This is a genomic window from Bordetella trematum, assembly GCF_900078335.1.
GTDB classification, from domain to species: domain Bacteria; phylum Pseudomonadota; class Gammaproteobacteria; order Burkholderiales; family Burkholderiaceae_B; genus Bordetella; species Bordetella trematum.
This window is the reverse complement of sequence record NZ_FKBR01000050.1, coordinates 178395-201809: the sequence shown is the minus strand read 5'-3', so window position 1 is coordinate 201809 and position 23415 is coordinate 178395. Positions and strand designations below refer to the sequence as shown.

Here is a 23415-nt window from a genome sequence, read left to right as displayed (position 1 = left end):
GAGGTTTTCCGCTCACAGGATTGCATCATGGTTTCTTCGCTGGGCCGCATGACGGCCCGCCTGGCCGATTTCCTTCGTGATCATGCCTCGCTGTTGCGCAAGCTGCAGTGGGGCATTGTCGCCATTTACGCCTTTCTGTTGCTGGTCCCCCCTTTCCTGCCCTTGCCGGACTATACGGCATCGGTCTTCAACAACCTGACCGTGCTGGCGCAGTTTGCCTTCTGGGGCGTGTGGTGGCCCTTCGTGCTGGTGTCGATGCCGCTGCTGGGCCGTGCCTGGTGCGGCTGGCTCTGTCCGGAAGGCATGCTGACCGAATGGGCCAGCGAGCGCGGTGAGGGACGCGCCATCCCGAAATGGATGCGCTGGGGCGGCTGGCCCTTCGTGGCCTTTGTGCTCACCACGGTCTACGGTCAGCTGGTGAGCGTTTACCAGTATCCGCTGGCCGTGCTGGCCATCCTGGGTGGCTCGACCGTGGCGGCCATGATCGTGGGATTTCGCTACGGCCGCAGCAAGCGCGTCTGGTGCCGCTATCTCTGCCCGGTCAACGGTGTCTTCAATCTGCTGGCCAAGCTGGCCCCCTGGCATTACAAGGTCGACGAACAAGCCTGGCGACATCCGGTGATACGCATCGAGCCCATCAACTGTGCACCGCTGGTGCCCTTGCGCCACATGAAGGGTGCGGGCGAGTGTCATATGTGCGGGCGCTGCAGCGATTACCGGGGCGCCATTGCGTTGACGCCGCGCTCGCCCGAGGCCGAAATCGTGCATCTGGCCCAGGGGGATGCGTGGCAGACCGCCTTGATCTGCTTCGGCCTGATGGGTGTTGCCATCGGCGCTTTCCTCTGGAGCGCCAGTCCCTGGTTCGTCACGTTCAAGCAATGGCTGGCGACCTGGCTCATCGGGCAGGACATCACCTGGCCGCTGATCGATAACGCGCCCTGGTTCATCCTGACGCACTACCCCGAGGTGAACGACAGCTTTTCCTGGCTGGACGGCCTGGGCATCCTGACGTTCGTGGTGGGGGCGGTCGTCTGCGTCGGGGGAGCGAGCTTCGTGGCGTTGTGGCTGGCCAACCGCCTGGCGCCGCCAGCCCAGGCCGCCACGCCGATGGCGGGGGTGCACAAGCTGGCACAGGCCTTGATTCCCTGTGCCGGGGTGGGGGTGTTCCTGGGGCTGTCGGCCACCACTGTCACGTTGCTCAAGCACGAAGGGGTCGGCACCAGCTGGGTGCTGCCCTTGCGCTTCACCCTGCTGACCCTCGCGCTGGTCTGGACCCTGCGATTGCTGGGGCGGATCTTGCTGCGCCGGCCCGCCAGCCCATTGCGCCGCGCTTTGGCGTGGTGCGTGGCGGGTGTCGGCCTGGCGCCGTTCTGTGTGGCCTGGTGGCTGTTCTTCGTGGCCTGGTGAAAACCGCAAGCAGCTGTACCTGTCGGCCGCCCTGGGCGGCCGATATAGTACGGGCTCGTTCATCGTTTACCGGAACCTGCCCGTATGGCCGATTTTCGCTACCGCCTGGTCAATGTCTTCGCCGAATCGCTGTTCGGCGGCAATCCCCTTTGTGTGTTCGAGGACGCCCGGGGCATGTCGGATGCCGACATGCGGGCGCTGGCGCTGCAATTCAACCTCTCTGAAACCACGTTCGTGCTGGAGCGCGCCGCGGGGCATGCAAAGGTGCGCATCATGACGCCGACGCACGAGATGCCGTTCGCCGGCCATCCTTCGCTGGGCACCGCCTGGGTATTGCAGCAGCTTGGCGTCGCCCGCGACGGCGAGGTGACGCTGGAGCTGGCGGCCGGGGCGGTGCCGGTCTCGGCTCGCGGGGCAATCTGGACCCTGGCTGCGCCCGGAGCGGCCCGCCTGCGCCAGCGCCCTTGTGCGCGGTCGCGCGAGCAGGTGGCAGCCAGCCTCGGGCTGCCCGTCGAAGCGCTGGCGGGGGAGCCGATGTGGGTCGACACCGGGGTGGAGCAGTGCGTGGTCCCGCTGGTGTCGGCGCAAGCGGTGCAACAGGTGCAGCCGCGCGACATCGATCGCTGGGAAGCAGCCCGGGATGGACGCTGCGTGCTTTACCCGGTGGCCTTCACCGGTGAGCGGCGTCAGGGCCGGGAGGTCGTGAGCGCGCGTTACTTCGCGGTCAAGGGCAGCGGGGTCATGGAAGATCCCGGCACGGGCTCGGCCTGCGCCAACCTGGGTGGCTGGCTGTTGGGTCAGGGCCGCGCCATTGCCGGCGGGGTGGTGGTGGAACAGGGCGATCAGATGGGGCGGCCCTGCCGGCTGTATCTGGATCTTGGCGCAGGCGGCGAGATCCATGTCGGTGGCGAGGTGATCGGCCTGGGCGAGGGGGTGGTGCATCTGCCCTGACGCCGGGGCAGGCATGAAAAAGCGGGCCTCGCTGTGGAGGCCCGCTTTCATTCCGGGTGACGACAAGGCCGTCGATGCACCGGCTTATTTGTCGCGGGTGGGATCCACCTTGATCTCGTTGCGTACCTGCTGTACGCCGTCGATGCCACGCGTCAGGGTGGCGGCCTGCTCGGCCTGCGCGCCCGTGGCAACCGTGCCGCTCAGAGTGACCACGCCGTTGTTGGTCTCGACCGCGATGTCCAAGGCGCTCAGATCAGCCTCGCCTACGATGGCGGCCTTGACCTTGGTCGTGATCGCTGCGTCGCTGGTGTATTCACCGACGGATTGCTTGGGCTGCGCCTCGGCGGCATGGGCGCTCAGGCCCAGCACTGCGGCGCTGCTACCCAGGGTGATGGCGGCAATCAGTTTGGAAATGGTCATGGACGTTCTCCTTTGCGTTTGCGGGGGAGGGGCCGCGCCCGGACCCGGCGGGTGGGCGCGGTGGGGGCTATTTCTTGCGCAGCACGCCGCTCAGGATGGAGAGCAGGGCCAGCACCAGAAATACGAAGAACAGGATCTTGGCGATGCCGGCGGCACCGGCGGCGATGCCGCCAAAGCCGAGCACCGCGGCAATGATCGCGATCACGAAGAAAACAACTGCATAGTGAAGCATGGTGGTTCTCCTCGAATAATGAGGCGTCCGGGGGACGCTCAGCGGTTTTGATCGAAGAAGTCCTGTACTTCCTTGCGCGCCTCTTCGCGCGTCTTGCCATAACGTTCCTGCACCAGACCGGCCAGTTGCTCGGCATTGCCTTGGGTCTGCGTCAGCTCGTCGTCGGTGAGCTTACCCCAGGCGGCCTTGGCCTTACCGGTGAGTTGCTTCCACTTGCCTGCGATGATGTCGTTATTCATAGCACCTCCATTCATGGCTTGGCGGGAATGCCTGCCCGTTGTGTTCGGATCGGAAAACAGCGGGCATGGGTCAACCCTAAGGCAGGCCTTGGCAGGAGGTCAAACCGAGGCTGTCGGTGAATGTAACAAGCGAGAGGGGCCTCGGACGGCGTCCGAGCCCTTGGGGACAGCGAGGGACAGTCCCTGCGGGATCGATGCCCCCGCAGCGTTACATTCCGGCGCATCCTGCAGCGAGACTGCGCCGGCCAGGTAAGAAAATCTGACCGGCACAGCCCTGGTCAGGCGAGCTCAGGCCGGGCTGGCAGCCTGACGGGCGAGGTAGTCCAGCGCCGCCTCGACCTGGTCGACCAGGATCAGGCACAGCTCGCCGGGCTGGATCTGCTCCAGCGCCCGATCAATGGCGGCGAACTCGCCGCGAATTTCTTCGATATGACGGCTGCGGGTCGCCCCCTTCAGGCCCTGGCGCAGCAAGGCGATGACTTCGCCATCGGCGCGGCCGCGCTGACACTGGTCTTCGTAGAGAAACACGCTATCGAAGTGCGCTCCCAGGATCTCGGTCTGTTGGCGCAGGTCTTCGTCGCGCCGGTCGCCGGCGCCGCTGATGACCACGCTGCGCCGCGTAGCCGGCAGCGACTGGACGGCCTGGGCGAGCGCCTGGATGGCATCAGGATTGTGTCCGTAGTCGGCGATCAGGGTTGCGCCCCGATAGTCGAAGATATTGAAGCGGCCCGGGACGGTGCCGGCGTCGGAGACAAAACTGGCCAGCCCGGCCCGGATGAGCGTCCAGTCCAGCCCCAGGGCCCAGGCCGCGGCGATGCTGGCCATGGCATTCTCGACCTGGAAACCGATGCGTCCGCCCAAGGTGAGCGGGATGTCGGCCAGCGGCAGGCGCGTGACCTGTTCGCCTTCGGCGGCGACGATGGCGTCATCGTCACGGTAGACCACGCGTGCGCCCTGGGCCCGGTGCGTGGCCAGCAACGGATGATGTCCGTCGGTGGCGAAGTAGGTGATGCGGCCCGGGCAGGCGCCGGCCATGGCGGCGACCAGCGGATCGGCGGCATTGAGCACCGCCATCCCGCCTTCACGCACGTACTGCACGATGACCTGCTTGACGCGCGCGAGTTCGTCGATGGTGCCGATATGCCCCAGGCCCAGGTGATCGCCCATGCCCAGATTGGTGACCACCGCGACATCGCAGCGGTCAAAGGCCAGGCCCTCGCGCAGGACGCCGCCGCGCGCCGTTTCGAAGACGGCGGCGTCCGCGTCCGGGTGCAGCAGGACGCGGCGCGCACTGCGCGGACCGCTGCAATCGCCGGCGTCGATGCGGCGTTTGCCAATGTAGACGCCATCGGAGTTGGTCATGCCTACGCAGCGCCCGTTCATGCCCAGCAGATGGGCGGTCAGGCGCACCGTGGTGGTCTTGCCGTTGGTGCCCGAGACGGCGACCACCGGGATGCGGGCATCGTCGCCATCGGCGAACATCTGGCCGATGATGGCCTCCCCGACGGCGCGCCCCTTGCCGAACGACGGCGTCAGGTGCATGCGCAGGCCAGGGGCGGCGTTGACCTCGACCACGCCACCATGCTGGGCTTCCAGCGGCAGGTGAACCGACTCCGCCACCACGTCCACGCCGCAGATATCGAGCCCGATCATGCGGGCCGCCGTCACGGCGCGCGCGGCCATCTCGGGGTGGACTTCGTCGGTCACGTCGGTGGCCGAGCCGCCGGTGCTCAGGTTGGCATTGTTGCGCAACACCACCAGGCTGCCTGCCGGCGGTACGCTGGCCGGTTCATAGCCCTGTTTCTGCAGCACGCCCAGCGCAATGTCGTCCAGCCGGATCTTGGTCAGCGAGGTGGCGTGGCCATCACCGCGCAAGGGGTCGGTGTTGACCTGCTCGACCAGCTCGGCAATGCTGTGCAGGCCGTCTCCGGTAACCTGTGGCGGATCGCGTCTGGCGGCGGCCACCAGCGTCTGGCCGACCACCAGCAGGCGGAAATCGTGGCCGGGGATGTAGCGCTCGACGATGACTTCGTCGCTGATCTGCGCGGCCGCCTCATAGGCGGCCAGCACGCGTTCGCGGGTGTCGATGTTGACGGCCACGCCGCGCCCCTGGCTGCCGTCGCGCGGCTTGACCACCACCGGGCCGGCCAGCATCTGTGCCGCCTCCCAGGCGGCTTCGGCGCTATCGACGCTTCGGCCCATCGGGACCGGCACGCCGGCGGCGTCCAGCAGCATCTTGGTCAGGTCCTTGTCCTGGGCGATGGACTCGGAGATGGCGCTGGTGTGGTCGGTTTCGGCGGCCTGGATGCGGCGCTGGCGGCTGCCCCAGCCGAACTGCACCAGGCTGCCCTGCGTCAGGCGGTGATAGGGGATGCCGCGCGCCACGGCCGCGTTCACGATGGAGCCGGTCGAGGGCCCCAGGCGGATGTCTTCATCCTGCTCACGCAGCCGCGCCAGCGCCTGGGGCAGATCGAAGGGCAGGTCCTGGCGTGCGGCCTCGATCAGGGTTTCGGCCAGCTCGAGAGCAAGGCGTCCGACCTCTTCTTCACTGTACTCGACCACCACCTGGTAGACGCCGGGTTCGGCTGTGGCCGAGGTGCGTCCGAAGGTGACCGGGCAACCGGCATGCGCCTGCAATGCCAGGGCAATGACCTGCAGCACATGCGCCATGGAAACGGCGCCGCCATGGCCCTCGGGCCGCAGCAGGCCGATCTGGGGCAGGCGGGCGCGCAGGTGCGCTTCGAAATCGGCGATGCCGTCGATGGCGCACTCTGTCTCGGAGCAGGTGACGACCGCCTCGATGGCGGTATTGCGGCTCCAGAGATTGGGGCCGCGAAGGGCGCGGATTCGGGAGACTTCCATAGGGGTCTTGGGCGTCCAAAAGGGCGCCGCCAGGGGCGGCGCCGGCGATAAAGGGCTGGGTTCAGATCTGGGTCCAGCGACGGACCTGTTCCATGGTCGGGCCGGAGGCGGCTTCATCGGTCTGCAGCAGGATGAAGTCTTCCGGGGCCGCTGCGAACAAGGCCTGGTCGATGGCACGGCCGTGATCGGGTTCATCGATGACCTGCGGTGCGCGGCTGCTCTCGTTCAGGCCTTGGCGCAGCAGTGCGCGCGCCTGACCGGGCGGGCGCCGGCTGGTGACGGTGGCGTCGTCATACAGCACGACGCGGTCGAACAGTTCGCCCAGCAGGCGGCCCTGCTCGACCAGGTCGACGTCGCGGCGATCTGCCCCGGCGGCATAAACGGCCACCCGACGCCGGGCGGGAAAACGCGGCACGGCTGCGGCCAGGGCGCGCAGGCCGGCGGCGTTGTGGACATCATCGACCACGGCGGTCACGTCGCCACGCTGGAAGACGGTGAACTGCCAGGGCGCTTCGGCATGGTCTATCTGGAATGTCTCGATGCCGGCGCGGATCACCGCCACCGGCAAATCGAGCGCCCAGGCCGCGGCCACGGCAGCCAGCACGTTCTCGGTCTGGAAATCGACCCGTCCACCATGCGTGAGCGGCACGGCGTCGATTGCGGCCAGACGTTCTTCATCGGCGCCACGCGCCAGCATGATCTGGCCATCGCGCACGAACACCGCGCGGCGGCCCTGTCGACGGTGTTCCCGCATGACCGGCAGGGCCGGGTCGATGGCAAAGAACAGCACGTCGCCATCGCACAGTTCGGCCATTTCGACGACGCGCGGATCGCGCGCGTTGAGCACGGCGGCCCCGCCCGGCAGCACCACGTCGACCTGGGTGCGGAAAATATTGAACAGGCGGTCGGCTTCGTGGATATCGAAGTCCCCCAGGTGGTCGCCTTCGTCGATGTTCGTGACCACGCCGACCTGGCAGCGGTCGTAGGCCAGTCCCTGGCCCAGGATCACGGCGCTGTCGTTCTCGATGACCGCCGCCTCGACGTTGCGGTTCATCAGTACGCGGCGTCCGGTGGCCCAGTTGGCGCCGTCGCCTTTCTGCACCCACTGGCGGCCCAGATACAGGCCGTCGCTGCAGGCCAGGCCCGTCTGCTTGCCTGACAGATGCAGCAAACGCGCGACCAGGCGAGCGACCACGGTCTTGCCGTTGGTGCCGGTCACGCCCACCACCGGAATGCGGCCGTCGTCGCCGGCGGGGAACAGATGATCGACGATGGCGCGGCCCACCGGACGCGGCTGGCCGTCGGCCGGCTTCAGATGCATCAGCAGCCCGGGGCCGGCATTGACCTCCACGATGGCGCCGCGCTGTTCGGCCAACGGTCGCGCGATGTCCTCGGCCACGAGATCCACGCCCGCGATGTCCAGACCGACCGCCCGGGCGGCCAGGGAGACGAGTTCGGCGGTGTCGGGATGCACCCGGTCGGTGACGTCGAACGCCACGTTGCCGCTGCGCTGCACCAGCACGCGTTGTCCGGCGGCGGGCACGCTGTCGGCCTCCAGCCCCTGGCGGGCAATCTCCAGGCGTGCGGCCGAGTCCAGCCGCACCGGGTTGAGCGGGTGATCTTCGCTGCGACCGCGGCGGGGGTCGGTGTTGATCTGGCTTTCGATCAGCTCGCGCACGCTGCCCTGGCCGTCGCCGACCACCCAGGCGGGCTCGCCTGCCGCCGCGGCGACCAGGCGCCCGCCCACGACCAGCAGGCGATGTTCATTGCCGGGGACGAATCGCTCCACGATGACGCCGCTGCCTTCGTCCACGGCAACCGCATAGGCCGCCTCGACTTCCTCGCGTGAGGCGAGATTGGTGAACACGCCACGGCCATGGTTGCCATCGTAGGGCTTGACCACCACCGGCAGCCCGATCTGTTGGGCGATCTCCCAGGCCTGTGCTGCGCTGTCGACGCGCTCGCCTTCGGGCACCGGTACGCCGCAGGTTTCCAGGATGGATTTGGTCAGGTCCTTGTCGCGCGAGATGCCTTCGGCAATGGCGCTGGTGCGGTCGGTTTCTGCCGTCCAGATGCGCCGTTGGCGCGCCCCATAGCCGAACTGCACCAGATTGCCTTCAAACAGGCGGATATAGGGAATGTCGCGGTCATCGGCGGCATCCACGATGCAGGCGGTGCTGGGACCCAGGCAATGGCGGTCGACCAGGCGGCGCAGACTGGCGACGGCCGTGTCCACATCGAAAGGCCGGTCTTCGATGGCGGCCATGACCAGGTCGCGCGCGGTGTCCAGGGCGGCCCGGGTGACCGTCTCGTGCCAGGCTCGCACGACCACCTTGTAGACGCCGCGCGTGGACGTCTCGCGCGCCTTGCCGAAGCCGCCCGGCAGGCCGGCCAGATTCTGCAGCTCCAGAGTGACGTGTTCGAGAATGTGGCCGGGCCAGGTGCCTTCCCGCAGCCGTTGCAGAAAGCCCCCGCGCACGCCAGGGCTGCAGCGGTGCTCGATCAGCGAGGGTAGCCAGGCGGTCAGGCGTTCGTAGAAACCCGGAATGACGTTGGAGGGGTAGTCCTCGAGCTCCCCGATATCTACCCAGGCTTCAAGCACGGGGCGGTAGGTCCAGATGTTAGGGCCGCGCAGGGCCACGACATCGAGAAATTCAATGTCTTTTTTCTTCATGGTGGGAGAGAAAGGGGGGTATGGACGCTTGACGGTGCGAAGGCCCGGCCTGGAGTCGGTCGGGGGGCACTCGGGGAGACAGCTCAAGCGCTTGCTGGCGGGGTTATTTCCTGCATTGGAAATTGTCTTTTCGGCTGCTACTATACGCCGCCTTTACGCCTAATTGCACTCGCGCTGTTGTAAAGAAAGGACAGGTCGAAGCCCTTGATCGGGAGCGCTGTTCTCGCGGGCCGATGGTCGGAATCGAAACCTGTTCGAATGACATTGCTCGACCTTGAAAGCCGCCCCTCGGGGCGCGAGCTGCCCTCGCGGTGGCAGGACGCGGTGCAGGCTCGTCTGCAGCCGCGTGAAACCGTGCTGGCCTGGCTGGAAACAGACCTCGATGCCAGGTTGTGCTTTCATCCTGGCTTGCTGGTGCTGACCGACAGGCGCTTGCTGGCGCAGGCGCCCCAGTCTCAGGACTGGCAGACCTTTGCTCGGCAGCCCGGGCAGTCCCTGACGCTGCTGGATCACGCCGGCGCGGCCAGCCTGACGCTGGAGGGCCCATCCGGGCGCCTGGCGCAGTGGCGGTTTACGCTTGGCCACAACCCGGCCGCAATCAAACTGGTGGCGCTGTTCGACAGCCTGCAGGCGCCGGCGTTGCGGGCGGACAACGCCGGGACCCAGCTGTGCCCGACCTGCCAGGAGCCGCTGCCGGCTCAGGATGAGCACTGCCCGGCTTGCCATGAGGCGCCGCGGGCCGCCACAGGATGGGCGTTGTTGCGTCTGTGGCGTTTTGCCCATCCCTACCGGGTGCCTCTGATCAGCGGCTTTGTGCTGACCGTGCTGGCCACGGCCGCCACGCTGGTGCCGCCCTATCTGACCATGCCGCTCATGGACGACGTGCTGATCCCGTTCCAGAATGGCGAGGCGATCGATTACGGCAAGGTGCAGCTCTACCTGGGCGGCCTGCTGGCGTCGGCCCTGGTGGCATGGGTGCTGGGATGGGCGCGCACCTACCTGTTGGCCAAGGTCAGCGAGCGCATCGGCGCGGACTTGCGCACCACCACCTACGCCCACCTGCAGACGCTGTCGCTGGAGTATTTCGGCGGCAAGCGCACCGGTGATCTCATGTCGCGCATCGGCAGCGAGTCGGATCGCATCTGCGTATTCCTTTCGCTGCATCTGCTGGATTTCGCCACCGATGTGCTGATGATCGTGATGACGGCCATCATCCTGTTCACGATCAATCCCTGGCTGGCCCTGGTGACACTGGCGCCGCTGCCGCTCATCATGTGGCTGATCCATGTGGTGCGCGACCGTCTGCGCCATGGCTTTGAGAAAGTGGACCGCATCTGGTCGGAAATCACCAACGTGCTGGCCGATACCATTCCCGGCATCCGGGTGGTCAAGGCGTTCGCCCAGGAACACCGTGAGGTGCAGCGTTTTCGCGAGGCCAACAACCGCAACCTGGAGGTCAATGACCGCGTCAACCGGGTGTGGTCGCTGTTCACGCCCACCGTCACCCTGCTGACCGAGATCGGTCTGCTGGTCGTCTGGATTTTCGGCATCTGGCAAGTCTCCCAGAAGCAGATCACCGTGGGCGTGCTGGCCGCTTTCCTGGCCTATATCGGGCGCTTCTACACGCGTCTGGACTCGATGAGCCGCATCGTTTCCGTGACCCAGAAAACGGCCGCCGGGGCCAAGCGCATCTTTGACATCCTGGATCATGTCTCCAGCGTGCCCGAGCCGGTCAAGCCGCAGCCGCTGCCGCAGGTGCAAGGGCGCATCACCTTGCGCGACGTGGGGTTCCGCTACGGCAACCGCTCGGTCATGCGCGACATGAATCTTTCCATCGCGCCGGGCGAGATGATCGGCCTGGTAGGCCACAGCGGCTCGGGGAAAAGTACGCTGGTCAATCTCATCTGCCGCTTCTACGACGTCACCGAAGGCGCGGTGCTGGTCGACGGCAAGGACATACGCTCCCTGCGCGTGGCGGACTACCGGCGCCATATCGGCCTGGTGCTGCAGGAGCCTTTCCTGTTTTTCGGCACCATCGCCGACAACATCGCCTATGGGCGGCCCGAGGCCAGCCGTGAGGAAATCATGGCGGCCGCACGCGCGGCGCATGCCCACGAGTTCATCCTGCGGCTGCCGCAAGGCTATGACTCGCTGGTGGGCGAGCGCGGCCAGGCGCTGTCGGGCGGGGAGCGGCAACGCATCTCGATCGCGCGCGCGCTGCTGATCGATCCGCGCATCCTGATTCTCGATGAGGCCACATCGTCGGTGGATACCACCACCGAGAAAGAAATCCAGAAAGCGCTCGACAATCTGGTGCGCGGGCGCACCACCATCGCCATCGCCCATCGCCTGAGTACGCTGCGACGGGCCGACAGGCTGGTGGTGCTGGATCGGGGCCAGATCGTCGAGCAGGGCCCGCACGAGGCCTTGATGGCGCGCCAGGGGGCCTACTACCGTCTTTACCAGGCGCAGTTGCGAAACAATGAAAATCTGGCTGGCGAGCCGGCCGGCGACGAAGCATCCTGAGCGAGCAGACCATGGTGACCCGAGCATTTGAACTGCAGCGCAACCCCCAGGGGCGTCTGGTGCTGCTGCTTGAGGGGCGCGCCTACGAGGGCATCGTGCCGGTGCGTGCTTTTCCGATCAGTGCGCCGCAGCAGGGGCTGGCCTTGATGACGGCCGACGGGCGTGAGGCCTTGTGGCTGGATGACCTGGGCCAGGCGCCGGCCGCGGCACGCGCCCTGATCGAAGACGAGCTGGCCGCGCGCGAGTTCATGCCCGAGATCCAGCGCTTGCTGTCCGTGTCGACCTACGCCACGCCCTCGACCTGGCGCGTCGCCACCGACCGGGGCGAAACCCATTTCGTGCTGCGCGGCGAAGAAGACATCCGGCGCCTGAACGGGCCGACCCTGCTGATCTCGGACATGCATGGCATTCATTACCTGATCCGCGACGCCCAGGCACTTGATCGCCACAGCCGCAAGCTGCTGGATCGTTTCCTCTAGCCCGCCTGGTCATCCTCCCGGCGCAGCGGGGTATGCCGGGCCAGGTCGTCGAGGTACTCATTGACGGCCGCCGTCTCGTGTTGCAGAAAATCATCCACGGCGGCCGTGAAACGCGCATCCGCCAGCCAGTGGGCCGACCAGGTCGGCGTGGGCATCAGGCCGCGGGCCATCTTGTGTTCGCCTTGCGCGCCGCCCTCGAATCGCGTCAACCCGCGCCGGATGCAGTATTCGATGGCCTGAAGGTAGCAGGTCTCGAAGTGCAGGCCCGGCACATAGGTGGTGGCGCCCCAGTAACGGCCATAGAGGGTGTCGGCTGACTGCAGATTGAGTGCGCAGGCCAGTGGTTCGCCGTCCTTTTCGGCCAGCACCATCATCAGCGCGCCCGGTTGGCTGGCCTGCAGTTGCTCGAAGAATTCCGGGTTGAGGTAAGGCAGGTTGCCATGCGCCAGATAAGTGTTGCGGTAGCAGGCGTAGAAGAATTCGCGCTCGCGCGGGCCGATAGCCGCGCCCTCCAGGTGCCGGAAACGGATGCCCTGGCCGAACACCTTTTTGCGGTCCTGGCGCAGCTTCTTGCGCTTGTCGTGGCGGAACTGCCCCAGAAAGTCCTCGAAACCGGCGTAGCCGGCATTGCGCCAATGAAACTGTATGCCCTGACGCAGCAGACAGCCGGCCTGGTGCAGCGCGGCCATATCGGCATCTGCACCGAACAGTACGTGCAGTGAGGACACTTTGATCTGGCGGGCTAACGTCACCAGGCCTTGCGCCAGCAGGCCGCGTGCGGCGTCATCCTCGGCCAGCAGCCGGGGACCGGGTACGGGGGTGAAGGGCACGGCTGCCAGCAGCTTGGGGTAGTAGCGCAAGCCGTGGCGCGCATAGGCATCGGCCCAGCCCTGATCGAAGACATACTCGCCACGCGAATGCATCTTGAGATACAGCGGCACCACGCCCGCCAGGGTCGTGTCGCGATGCAGCGTGAGGAAAAACGGGGTCCAGCCTGTCTTCGGGCTGGCGCAGGCGGTGTCGTGCAGCGCCGAGAAATAGCCATGGCGCAGGGTGGGGTGGTCGCCGGCCAGCGCATCCCATTGCGCGGGGTCCAGATCGTGCAGCGGCGTGTCGGCCTGCAGGCGGTAAGCGTCGGTCATGCCGCAATGATAAAGTGCCGCCTCCCCCCGGGGGGCGACAGAAAGGAGAACAGAGCACTATGCAAGGGCAGGCAACGACCCTGAGAACCCAGGCACGGGCGGCCCTGGCGGCGCGCAGCTGGCAGGACAAGCTGGCCGCCGTGGCGGGCCTGGACGATACCCTGGCGCTGGGTCAGGATCAGGAGCTGGCCGAGCCGCCGGATCTGCCCGGCCGTCCGGCGCAACCCGAGCTGGTGCCGCCGTCGCAGGTGGCGCAGCGGTCGGTGCAGAGCCCGCAGGGCCGTGCCGCCCTGCTGCATGCGCTGGCCCACATCGAATTCAACGCCATCAATCTGGCGCTCGATGCCATCTGGCGCTACGCCGGGCTGCCCGGGACGTTCTATCGCGACTGGCTGCGGGTGGCGCGCGAAGAGGCCTATCACTTCGATCTGCTCAACCGTCATCTGGCCACGCTGGGCCACGCCTATGGGGACTTCCCGGCTCATAACGGCCTGTGGGACATGGCGCAAAGAACCCGCGATGATCTGCTGGCGCGCCTGGCCTTGGTGCCGCGCACCCTGGAGGCGCGCGGCCTGGATGCCTCGCCGCTGATCCGCGACAAGTTGGCCCAGGCCGGCGATGCCCGGGGGGCTGCCATCCTGGAGATCATTCTGCGCGACGAGATCGGTCATGTGGCGATTGGCAACCATTGGTATCGCCATTTCTGCGCCGAGCGAGGGGTCGACCCGTTGATCACCTATGCCGAACTCTCGCGCCGCTACGGGGCGCCCAGGCTGCGCGGGCCTTTCAACCTCGAGGCGCGCCGCGCAGCCGGCTTCGACGAGGCCGAACTTGCGGCGTTGCAGGCGCCGCCGGGCCCGTAGCGCAGCGGGTCGGGCGGCGTTTAGAATGCCGGCATGAAGCCCTTGATCCCGATCTCCCTTTGCGCGCCGCTGCTGCTGGCCGCCAGCCTCGCGAATGCCGCCGAACCCACGGCAGCCGAGCTCGATACCTATCGTCAATGCCTGGTGCAGCTGCGCGCCAAGGCGCCTGAGGCGGGGGTCAAGCCCGCCAATTTCGATCGCTACACGCAGGGCCTTCGCCCTGACATGGACGTGATCGGCTTTCTGGATGCCCAGCCTGAATTCAAGACGCCGATCTGGGACTACATGGCCTCCCTGGTGGATCAGGCGCGCATCGACGACGGCCAGCAGGGCATGGCCCAATGGCAGGAAGTGCTGGCGCGGGTCCAGCAGCAATACGGGGTCGATCCGGCCACCGTGGTCGCGGTCTGGGGCGTGGAAAGCAACTTTGGCCAGAACCTGGGTGGACGCCCCTTGCTGACCTCGCTGTCCACCCTGAGCTGCTTCGGGCGTCGCCAGAGTTATTTCAGCGGCGAGCTGCTGGCCACGATGCGCATCATTCAGGACGAGCAGGTCGCGCCCGAGCGCCTGAAGGGCTCGTGGGCCGGCGCTTTCGGTCAGACCCAGTTCATGCCCTCGACCTATCTGCGCCTGGCGGTCGACTTCGACGGCGATGGCCGCCGCGATCTGGTCGACAGCGTGCCCGATGCGCTGGCCTCGACAGCCAACTTCCTCAAGCGTGCAGGCTGGAATCCGGCCCTGACCTGGGGCTTCGAGGTGACGCTGCCCCCTGGCATGGACACCAGCGTGGCCGGCCGTCGCAACAAGCAGGCAATGTCGGCCTGGGCTGCGCGCGGCATCAAGCGCGCCGACGGCCAGGCCTTGCCGGCAGGCGACACGCCTGTCGGGCTGCTGCTGCCCGCAGGCCCGCAAGGTCCGGCCTTTCTCGTGACCCGCAATTTCGATGCGCTTTACTCGTACAACGCGGCCGAAAGCTATGCGCTGGCCATTGCGCATCTGTCCGACCGCCTGAGGGGCGGGATGCCGTTTGCGCGCGCCTGGCCGACGGACGATCCCGGCCTGTCGCGTGCCGAACGCCTCGAACTCCAGGAGCTGCTGGTGGCGCGTGGCCACGATATCGGCAAGCCTGACGGCGTGATCGGCACCCGCACCCGTCAGGCGCTGCAACAGGTCCAGCGCGAGCTGGGCCTGCCCGAGGATGGCCGGGCAGGGCAGAAGACGCTGCGCGCGCTGCGCGCCCAGCCTTGACGATTCTTTAGCCGGCGCGGGCGTGAAGGGGGCGCCGCCCAACCTATACTCGCCCTCTATTCGTACGAAGGAGAGTGAAATGAGTCTGTTCGATTCCCTGGCTTCGGCCGCCGTGGGCAGTCTGGCGAACCGCGGCGGGCCCGCCGCGCTGGTGCCGGCCCTGATCGAAATGCTGGGCAAGTACCCTGGCGGCATTGGCGGCCTGTTGCAGCAGTTGCAGCAGGGCGGGCTGGGCAATATTGTGGCGGCCTGGCTGGGTGGCAAGCCGGAGCCGGTCGAGCCCGCAGCCCTGGATCGGGCGCTTGAGCCGGGCCTGGTCGATGGCCTGGCCGAACGCAGCGGCCAGGAGCGCTCCTCGGTGCTGGACGGCCTGAGCGTGCTGCTGCCGCGGCTGGTCAACCTGGCGGCGCCGGATGGCAAGGCCGAGAGTGCACGCTTGCCCGACGCCAGCCAGTTGCTGGGCGCATTGGGCGGCCTGCTGGGCAAGCGCGCCTGAGTCGCGCTGCGGGCGGGGCTCAGCGCAGGATCAGTACCGGCGCGGGCGCCTGCTCAAGCAAGGCAGTGGTGGTGCTGCCCAGCACCCACTGCCGGATGCGGCTGTGGCCATAGGCGCCCATGACCAGCAGATCGGCCTGCACGCTGCGGGCATGGCTGACCAGGGCGGGCACGGCCTCGCCGGTCAGGCGAGCGATCTGCGGTGAGAATCCGGCCTGCGTCAGCATGCGAGCGGCTTCGTCGAGGGCGGGTGCGTGGGCCTCGCCCACCATGGCCAGGTGGCATTCCAGGCCGGTCAGCAAGGGGCTGCGGCTGACCATTTCTATCATGTGGCTGGCTGTCGCGCTGCCATCGAAAGCGATCATGTAGCGCTCGGGAGCGCGATAGGGCGACTGCGCCACCAGCACCGGGCGGCGCAGGGCGCGCACGGCAGCCTCCAGACGCGGGTCGGCGAGCAGCCTGAGCGGTGGCGGGCCGCCGCGCCGACGGCCGAGCACAAAGAGACGCGTGTCGGCTTCGATTTCGAGCAGGGTGTCGACCAGCGTGCCCCAGCGCTGGCGCTGGTCGGCCCGCATCAGGCCCTGATCGCGGGCACGTTGCAGCGCGGCCTGCAGCAATTGTTCGCCGTGGGCCTGCGCCAGCGCATCGCGACGCTTGTCCAGCTCGGTAAGCTCCTGGAGCAGATCATCCTGCGCGCCGATCCAGATGCCGCTCCCCAGGTCGGCGACCGGCATGGCCTCGGAGGCATGCTGCAACACATGCAGGAACTCCAGATCGGTATCCAGCCGTCGCGCCGCCCAGATGGCGTAGTCGCAAACGGCGCCGGTTTGTGGGGAGTCTGCAATGCAGGCAATAACTTGTTTCATGTTACTCTCCCTGGCGGGCAGCTTGGCCATGCCACTATCCTGCGAACCCCGGCAGAACGCAAGCCCGGGGCTGTAACTTCCAGGGCGGGCAAGCGTCTGCCGGCAAAGCCCTGCCGGGCAGTCCGGCGGGCGGTATGGCGTCATGCAAGCAGGTGATCTGCCACACTGAGGGCGACAGTTTTCCTCATTTCTGCTGTTTTAGGTCACTGATCTTCGTTGTGATGCGTCGACTCGACTTACGCGGCCTGATTTTAGGGCTGAGCATTTTGTCTCTGCTGATGGCCCTGGCCGGTGCGCTATATGCAAGCGTCGTCGTGCAGCGCGATATCCAGCTGAGTCAGTCGCTCGACCATAACCGCAGCCTGGCGCAACGCATGGCGCGCAGCATCGACGTATTCCTGCGCGAAGGCCTCAATGAACTGTCCTATGCGGCCCGCCAGATCGGCGCCGACGATGCCTCCGCGGCCAGCGTACGCGCCGAGATCCAGCGACTCAAACATCAGAACGGGCGGTTCGATGCCGTGGGCTTTGTCGATGCGCGCGGCCAGGTCGCCATGTTGCTGCCCGATGGCCCCGGCGGCGCAGGCCGACGCGTGCGCTCGGCAGAGATGGAGCTGGCCCTGGCCAGCCGCCTGCCGCGCATCAGTGATCTGTTTCTTTCGTCGGCCGGGCAGTGGATGCTGGCCTTGTCGCAGCCGGTGTTTCTGGCCGATGGACGTTTCGGCGGCTTTGTCGTGGGCCTGCTGGCGATGAGCGAGCGCAATGCGCTGTCGGACATCCTGGGCGAATCCCGCGAGGTCGGCAACGGCAATCATTATGTGGTGGATGCGCGCGGAGCGCTGCTGTATCAGCCGTCCTTGCGTCGAATCGGGCAGAACCTGGAAGAAAACCGGGCCGTGCGGGCGGTGATGGGCGCCGAAGAGGGCGCCCAGCGCCTGACCAGCCTCGATGGCCAGGACATGCTGGCTGGCTATGCGCTGGTGCGCGAGACCGGGTGGGGCGTGATCGTGCAGAGCGCGGCCGAGTCGTCGCTGTCACGCACGCAGCAATTGCTGACCGGCATCCTGCAGACTTCCTTGCCCTGGCTGTGCCTGTCGTTGTTGTGCGTCTGGTGGTTGGCCAACCGTATCGCGCGGCCGTTGGCGCAGCTGGCGGGCGTGGCGGCCGATCTGGACAAACCGCGCGTGGGCGAGCGTCTGGCCACTGTGGGCGCCTGGTTTCGCGAGGCCGAACAGCTCAAGACGGCGCTGATTGCCGTCAGCCGCAAGATCGGCACCAAGTTTCATCAGTTGCGCCAGGACAGCCTGACCGACGCCCTGACCGGCCTGCTCAATCGTCGCGGCCTGGACGAAATCCTGCAGACCGAACCTCGGCCCGGGCAGTCGATCGCCATCCTGGCGGTCGACATCGATCATTTCAAGTCGATCAATGACCAATTGGGTCATGCCGCCGGGGACACGGTCATTCGCAGCATCGCCGCGCTGCTGCGCGATCGCGCGCGTGCCAGCGATATCCTGGGCAGGCTGGGCGGAGAAGAGTTCGTGGTCCTGCTGCCCAATACGGAGCGCGGCCAGGCGTTGCAGGCGGCCGATCGTATCCGTGCGGCCGTGGAGTCGTTCCAGGCGTTGCCGGGCGGGGCCTGCACGGTGTCCATCGGGGTGGCGATGTATCCCCACGAGGGCGGCACGCTGACGGAAGTGCTGGAATGCGCTGATCTGGCCCTATATGAGGCCAAGCGCGCCGGCCGCAATCAGGTTCGCAGCCGCCTGCAAGCAGAAACATAGCTGGGCAGTATGATACGGCCCACCTGGTGGCTTCCTTCCGACTATGTTTTCTTCCCGGCTCCGGTTGCGCAGCCTCATTCTGGCAAGCAATCTGTTTTTTCTGTTTCTGGCGTTGGCGGCCAGCATCTGCGCGACCTATCTGGTCAAGCGTAATGTCCTGATCGATGACGTTCTGAAGACCAACCAGTCGGAAGCCGGCAAGCTTGCCCGGCTTACGGATGACTATCTGCGCCGCGGCCGCGATTTGCTGGAGCTGGTGGCCAATGACCTGAGCGAGCGCGAACTCGAACCCCAACCGATGCGGCAGATGGTCATGCGCCTGGATCGGGTCAATGATCTGTTCCAGTCGCTCAGCGTTCTCAATGCCCAGGGCGTGGTGCTGGCGGACTCGGCGCTCACTGGCGAGCCGGTCACCAGCGGTCTGCCGATGATGGCGGACCTGGGGCGCGCTCCCATGATCTCCGAGCCCTACCGCTCGTCCGCCTCGGGGCGTTGGCAAGTGGCCTTGTCACAGCCGATCTTAAGTGAAGACCAGCACTTGAATGGCTATCTGGTCGGAACGATCTATCTGCATGCGCCCAATGCGGTACGCACGATCCTGGGCGCGCCCAAGGAGTTAAGCGCGGGCTACGCCTATCTGGTGGATCGCAGCGGTATCGTGATCTATCACCCTGAGGCCGAGCGCGAAGGCGAGCGCGCCATCAATGCCGCTGTCGATGCGGTCAAGCGGGGCGAGCATGGGGCTTTGCGCTTCACCAACCGGCGCGGCGTCGACATGCTGGGTGGCTTTGCCCCGGTGTCGAGCACGGGCTGGGGGATCGTCGTGCAGAAACCGGCGGTCTCGGTGCTGGCGCGGGTAGACGAGGTGATGCGGCGCACATTCTGGTACGTGCTGCCGGTCATCGCCTTGCTGGTGGTGGCGATCGTGTTTTTCTCCAATCTGATCGCCCGGCCATTGCGCCAACTGGCCGAGGCGGCCAGCCGGATCGAGGAGCGCGACGTCGGCAGCCGCTTGCGCCGCATCCGCAGCTGGTATCGCGAGGCAGCCGACCTGCGGCGCGGGCTGCTGCGCGGGGTCGCCGCGCTCGATCACAGTATCGGGCGGTTGCGCCGCGAAAGCGGCAGCGACCCGCTCACCGGCGTGCTTAACCGGCGCGGCCTGGCGCTGGCGCTGGAAGGCCTGCGCGAACAGGGCATACCGCTGTCGGTGGTGATGTTCGACATCGACTACTTCAAGCGGATCAACGATCAGTACGGCCATCTGGTCGGCGATCGCGTGGTGCGGGAAGTCAGCAAGGTGGTGCAGGAGCAGATCCGCGCCGGCGACTACGTGGCGCGCCTGGGCGGCGATGAGTTTCTGGTGGTGTTGCCCCAGACCGAGGTGGAGAGCGCGGCGGCGTTTGCCGAGCGTTTGCGCAACAGCGTGGCGCATGCGCTGCTCGACAGCGGCACACCGGTGACCTTGTCGCTGGGCGTGGCGCGGATCCGCGACCACGATGTCGACACGGACGGCCTGCTCCAGGCCGCCGATCGCGCGCTCTACCATGCCAAGGGGCGTGGCCGTAACCGTGTGAGCGTCATGACGCCGGGCGGCATTGTCGATGGATACGAGTTGATGGCCAGCGGCCCGCGTGGCTGAGGCGGGCGTGGCGGACTAGAGCGTCGGCAAGGGGTCGCCCAGCCAGGGCAGGGGCATCGGGCTGGCGACAAAGCAGGCGCCGGCGTTGTCCTGCTTCCAGACAAACCCAGGCGTCAAGGCGCCCGTGGCGGGCTGGGGCAGCATCAGGATATGTGGCTCGGCCCGGAAATCGCCCTCCCATCCTGCCCGTTCGGCCGCCTCCTGGGCCGACACGAACGCGGCCCGCCAGTCATCGCGCAGCAGGCCGGTCTCCAGCGCCTGATCGGACAGGGCCATGGCTTCGGCCACTGTCAGCAGAAAATCCCAGCCCGCATCGAGCGGGGCGGTGCGATAGATAAACCAGTTCATCGTCGGGTTCCGGTAGGCAGGGTCCGTTAGTGTAGCGACGGGAGGGCGCTGCGTGGATGGGTGGTGCAGGCGGTAAAGTAGAGCCCCGCCTCTTGGGTCACTCTTCATGCTTGAATCGCTGCGCGCTTTTTACGCCACCCTTGTCGACAGCCTGCCCGCACTGGGGCCATGGCTGGCGCCGCTGGCGTTCGCGTTGGCCTTCGTGAAGTCGTTGCCGCTGGTGGCACTGTTCATCCCGGGTACGGCCCTCTTGTTGTCGATCGGCGCCGCCATTCATCTGAGCCATGCCGGCTTCGTGCCGGTCTGGCTGTCGATTTCGGTCGGCGCGGCGTTGGGCGACTGGGTGGCATTCGCCATCGGCATCTGGGCCGGCCCACGGGTGATGACATGGCGTTGGGTGCAGGCGCGACCCCATATGGTGCTGCGTGCGGCGGCCTATGTCGAGCGTTGGGGTGTGCTGAGTATCGTGCTGTGCCGCTTCTTCGGCCCGCTGCGCGCCACGGTGCCGATGGCCGCTGGGGTGTTCGGCATGCGTACTGCCTGGTTTCAGCTTGCCAATTGGGGCTCGGCGCTGTTGTGGGCGGCGGCCTTGCTGCTGCCAGGGTGGTTGGGCAGCCGCTGGCTGAGCTGAGCGAGCCGTTCGGGCGGAGGAGGGCAGGCGGATCCTCATCCATATCCGGCCGTAAGAGGTCAAGCCCAAGCGGGACAGGATAGCGTCATCTACAATGCGCGGCCATGCCGGCGGCATCAGTCAGTAGGCCGGCCTATCCCGTATGACGCGCCAGAAAAAAACCGTATCCCGTCCCCGCTCCCGTCGCCCGGCTGCCAAAGCATCGCCCGGCCGCCACCTCCGATTCCTGCGTGCCCTGCTGGTTTCCACCCTGACAAGTTTCGGGGTGGCTACCTGTGCCTTGCATCCGCAGACCCCATTGCCAGCGTCGGTCAGCCAGGTCGTGGACCAGGTCCGGCAGTGGATTCCCGGACAGGACGAAAGCCTGGCGCCGTCCGCCGTCCCGGCGCCCAGCGGTCTGGCCCAGACACGATTTGCCGATTGCCCGCAGTTTTTTCCGCAGGGCGGCATGCCGCAGGTGCCGGGCGGTGCCGCGCAGCGCGAGTTGTGCCTGAGTGGATTTGCGATATTGCACAATGGGCAGACCAAGACGCCGGTATTCGTGGTCGAACGTTTGAATCGCCGTCTGCTGGCGCAGGGCAAAGGACTGCCACGCACCGACAGGTTCTATGCCGAGGCGCGCCTGCCCTCGGCCGAGCGCGCCGCGCTCAGTGATTACAAGAATTCCGGCTATTCTCGCGGCCACATGGCGCCGGCCGGGGATATGTACGACGCGCAGACGATGGCGCAGAGTTTCTCGCTTGCGAATATGGTGCCGCAGGACCAGCGCCATAATGCTGGCGCCTGGAGTCGCATCGAGCAGGACACCCGGAAATATATTCAGCGGGCTCAGGGGGATGTGTATGTATTCACCGGACCGGTGTACGAGGGTAGTCCGAAGACCATCGGCAATGGCGTGGCCGTGCCGACTCATCTGTTCAAGGTCGTGCATGATCCCGTGGCGGCCAAGACCTGGGTTCACTGGCATGCCAACCGCCCCGACACGCAGGTGGGGCCGCCGATCAGCTATACCGAATTCGTACGCCGCACAGGGTTATACCTCTTGCCCAAGGGTTGAGCTTGCGGCAAAGTCTGCGCCTTCGGCTGGGGAATTTTGAAAAATACCGGCTAAATGTGTGATTTTGCTGCAAACAAGCGTACGGAAAAACGACGTTGATGCACGCAGGGCTGGCGAGGGTGTTGTTAACTTGCAATACCTTGCTTTGATTGCAGCTCCCTTACTCGTAACACAATATGTGGTGACATATCCCGCCTCCCTAGGGAAATCCATAGGGCTTGTAGCAGTTCGGTTGTTAAGAGTAGCCTACTGTAATATTTAGTTGTATTGCTGACGGCTTGCTTCTCTAGTCTTGAACCTGTGGCGCGCTTAACCGGCGTGACCAAACCTCTCCTGTTTTGGAATGGATCAAGAATATGAAGCTCACGAAAACTTTGCTGGTCGGCGCTATCCTCGCCGGCATGGGTGGGGTCGCGGCCGCCGAAACTTCGGTCACCCTGTATGGTTTGATTGACCTGGGCGTGACTTACCAGAGCGGTAAAGTGGGTCGCACCGACGCGAACCGCGGCCAATATGGCAGCAGCTCCCAGTCGCGCTTTGGCATGAACAGCGGCGTGCAGAATGGCTCGCGCTTCGGCCTGCGCGGCGTGGAAGATCTGGGTGACGGCCTGCAGGCTGTCTTCGTCCTGGAAAACGGCTTCAACGCCAACAACGGTACGCGTGGTCAGGGCGATCGCCTGTTCGGCCGCCAAGCCACGATCGGTCTGCGTCACGCCGAATGGGGTCAGCTGGACCTCGGCCGTCAGACCAACATCGCCTCGAAATACTTCAGCGCGATTGACCCGTTCGCCACTGAATTCATGACCGCCGGCATGGGCACCGCCTTCAGCGCTGCCAACAACGTGCGCTACGACAACATGGTCATGTTCCAGACGGCCAGCTACAGCGGCTTCCAGGGCGGCATCGGCTACTCGTTCTCGACCGATGACGTCGAAGGCCCGACCGCCTTCAAGACCAAGGAAAACAACCGCGCCATCACCGCCGGTATCCGTTATGTCGAAGGCCCCCTGAACGTGGCTTTCTCCTACGACCGCCAGCAGCGCAAGCCGAACCAGCCGCGTCCGCAGCAGTTCATCATCGGCGCGTCGTATGACTTTGAAGTGGTCAAACTGGCTGCCGCCTATGGCCGCAGCGAAGACGGCACCTTCGCCGGTCAGGGCTTTGAGCTGATGGGCGGGCGCCAGCACGCCGGCGGCCCGGCCAAGGGCATCGGCTACACCGCCGATCGCTTCACCTGGGACGGTCTGCGCATCAACTCCTACATGGTGGGTGTGAGCGCTCCGGTCGGTGCTTCGAGCTCGGTCTTCGGTTCGTGGCAGCGTGCTGACCCGAACAAGAACCTGTACGCGATGGACGTGTACAGCCTGGGTTACACCTATGACCTGTCCAAGCGCACCAACCTGTATGCTTTCGGTTCGTACGCTGACGGCGCCGCCTTCATCAAGGGCGACAAGATGACCACCGTTGGTGTGGGTCTGCGCCACCGCTTCTAATCGCGGTAGCCCTTGCGGCCCCCAACTGAGCAGAGTCAGGGGCCGCCTTCTTTTAAGCC

The 23415-nt window shown here is 66.2% G+C and carries 20 protein-coding genes; 12 read left to right on the top strand and 8 right to left on the bottom strand.

Translation table 11 applies throughout. The features are described from left to right. Nucleotides 1-27: 27 nt before the first annotated feature. Nucleotides 28-1407, top strand: coding sequence for a 4Fe-4S binding protein (locus A7V84_RS20275; protein WP_063492074.1), 1380 nt, complete (start codon nt 28-30; stop codon nt 1405-1407). A gap of 84 nt (nt 1408-1491) precedes the next feature. Beyond that, complete coding sequence (locus A7V84_RS20270; protein WP_025517698.1) at nt 1492-2358, top strand: PhzF family phenazine biosynthesis protein; 867 nt, start codon at nt 1492-1494, stop codon at nt 2356-2358. 84 nt (nt 2359-2442) lie between these two features. Here the strand turns inward: A7V84_RS20270 and A7V84_RS20265 are convergent, their stop codons facing one another. From A7V84_RS20265 to cphA (A7V84_RS20250), 5 genes are all read right to left on the bottom strand, one after another. Then, nucleotides 2443-2778 (bottom strand): BON domain-containing protein, encoded by a 336-nt coding sequence (locus A7V84_RS20265; RefSeq protein ID WP_025517696.1) that lies wholly within the window; start codon nt 2776-2778, stop codon nt 2443-2445. Nucleotides 2779-2845: 67 nt separating this feature from the next. Further along, nucleotides 2846-3010, bottom strand: coding sequence for a DUF1328 domain-containing protein (locus A7V84_RS20945; RefSeq protein ID WP_025517695.1), 165 nt, complete (start codon nt 3008-3010; stop codon nt 2846-2848). Nucleotides 3011-3048: 38 nt separating this feature from the next. After that, a complete protein-coding gene (locus tag A7V84_RS20260) occupies nt 3049-3249 on the bottom strand; it encodes a CsbD family protein (RefSeq protein WP_025517693.1) in 201 nt (66 codons plus the stop codon). Between the two features lie 288 nt (nt 3250-3537). After that, a complete protein-coding gene (cphA, locus tag A7V84_RS20255) occupies nt 3538-6111 on the bottom strand; it encodes a cyanophycin synthetase (RefSeq protein WP_063492075.1) in 2574 nt (857 codons plus the stop codon). A gap of 61 nt (nt 6112-6172) precedes the next feature. After that, nucleotides 6173-8785 (bottom strand): cyanophycin synthetase, encoded by a 2613-nt coding sequence (cphA, locus tag A7V84_RS20250; protein WP_063492076.1) that lies wholly within the window; start codon nt 8783-8785, stop codon nt 6173-6175. Nucleotides 8786-9043: 258 nt separating this feature from the next. On the opposite strand from cphA (A7V84_RS20250), the gene A7V84_RS20245 reads away from it, so the two are divergent. Then, a complete protein-coding gene (locus A7V84_RS20245; RefSeq protein ID WP_025517688.1) occupies nt 9044-11311 on the top strand; it encodes a cyanophycin metabolism-associated ABC transporter in 2268 nt (755 codons plus the stop codon). An 11-nt stretch (nt 11312-11322) separates the two neighbouring features. Beyond that, the gene (locus A7V84_RS20240; RefSeq protein WP_033533969.1) at nt 11323-11790 is read left to right on the top strand and encodes a cyanophycin metabolism-associated DUF1854 family protein; all 468 of its coding nucleotides are present in this window, start codon (nt 11323-11325) and stop codon (nt 11788-11790) included. On the opposite strand, the gene A7V84_RS20235 is transcribed toward A7V84_RS20240, so the two are convergent. Beyond that, on the bottom strand, nt 11787-12932 hold the full coding sequence (locus tag A7V84_RS20235; RefSeq protein WP_063492077.1) for a GNAT family N-acetyltransferase: 1146 nt from the start codon (nt 12930-12932) through the stop codon (nt 11787-11789). The genes A7V84_RS20240 and A7V84_RS20235 overlap by 4 nt on opposite strands. 59 nt (nt 12933-12991) lie before the next feature. On the opposite strand from A7V84_RS20235, the gene A7V84_RS20230 reads away from it, so the two are divergent. The 3 genes from A7V84_RS20230 to A7V84_RS20220 all read left to right on the top strand — a co-directional run bounded on the left by A7V84_RS20230 (nt 12992) and on the right by A7V84_RS20220 (nt 15539). Continuing rightward, the gene (locus A7V84_RS20230) at nt 12992-13795 is read left to right on the top strand and encodes a ferritin-like domain-containing protein (protein ID WP_063492078.1); all 804 of its coding nucleotides are present in this window, start codon (nt 12992-12994) and stop codon (nt 13793-13795) included. Nucleotides 13796-13828: 33 nt separating this feature from the next. Further along, nucleotides 13829-15043 carry a lytic murein transglycosylase gene (locus A7V84_RS20225; RefSeq protein WP_063492079.1) on the top strand — a complete coding sequence of 405 codons (1215 nt, stop codon included), beginning with the start codon at nt 13829-13831 and terminating at the stop codon, nt 15041-15043. A 79-nt stretch (nt 15044-15122) separates the two neighbouring features. Next, nucleotides 15123-15539, top strand: a complete 417-nt coding sequence (locus tag A7V84_RS20220) for a YidB family protein (RefSeq protein WP_025517679.1) — start codon at nt 15123-15125, stop codon at nt 15537-15539. Nucleotides 15540-15558: 19 nt separating this feature from the next. Here A7V84_RS20220 and A7V84_RS20215 read toward each other — a convergent pair whose 3' ends face one another. Continuing rightward, nucleotides 15559-16404: a universal stress protein gene (locus A7V84_RS20215; RefSeq protein ID WP_033534065.1), complete on the bottom strand. Its 846-nt coding sequence runs from the start codon at nt 16402-16404 to the stop codon at nt 15559-15561. A 266-nt stretch (nt 16405-16670) separates the two neighbouring features. Between A7V84_RS20215 and A7V84_RS20210 the strand changes: the two genes are divergently transcribed. Continuing rightward, nucleotides 16671-18188 (top strand): GGDEF domain-containing protein, encoded by a 1518-nt coding sequence (locus tag A7V84_RS20210; RefSeq protein WP_231886843.1) that lies wholly within the window; start codon nt 16671-16673, stop codon nt 18186-18188. Nucleotides 18189-18231: 43 nt separating this feature from the next. Then, nucleotides 18232-19827 (top strand): GGDEF domain-containing protein, encoded by a 1596-nt coding sequence (locus A7V84_RS20205; RefSeq protein ID WP_063492080.1) that lies wholly within the window; start codon nt 18232-18234, stop codon nt 19825-19827. Nucleotides 19828-19842: 15 nt separating this feature from the next. Here the strand turns inward: A7V84_RS20205 and A7V84_RS20200 are convergent, their stop codons facing one another. Then, entirely contained in the window at nt 19843-20175 is a 333-nt protein-coding gene (locus A7V84_RS20200) for a hypothetical protein (RefSeq protein WP_025517673.1), read from the bottom strand. A 106-nt stretch (nt 20176-20281) separates the two neighbouring features. Here A7V84_RS20200 and A7V84_RS20195 point away from each other — a divergent pair, with 106 nt between their 5' ends. From A7V84_RS20195 to A7V84_RS20185, 3 genes are all read left to right on the top strand, one after another. Beyond that, entirely contained in the window at nt 20282-20806 is a 525-nt protein-coding gene (locus A7V84_RS20195) for a DedA family protein (RefSeq protein ID WP_025517672.1), read from the top strand. Nucleotides 20807-20948: 142 nt separating this feature from the next. Further along, nucleotides 20949-21863, top strand: a complete 915-nt coding sequence (locus A7V84_RS20190; RefSeq protein ID WP_082832995.1) for a DNA/RNA non-specific endonuclease — start codon at nt 20949-20951, stop codon at nt 21861-21863. A 356-nt stretch (nt 21864-22219) separates the two neighbouring features. Further along, a complete protein-coding gene (locus tag A7V84_RS20185; RefSeq protein ID WP_025517669.1) occupies nt 22220-23356 on the top strand; it encodes a porin in 1137 nt (378 codons plus the stop codon). Nucleotides 23357-23415: the final 59 nt, after the last annotated feature.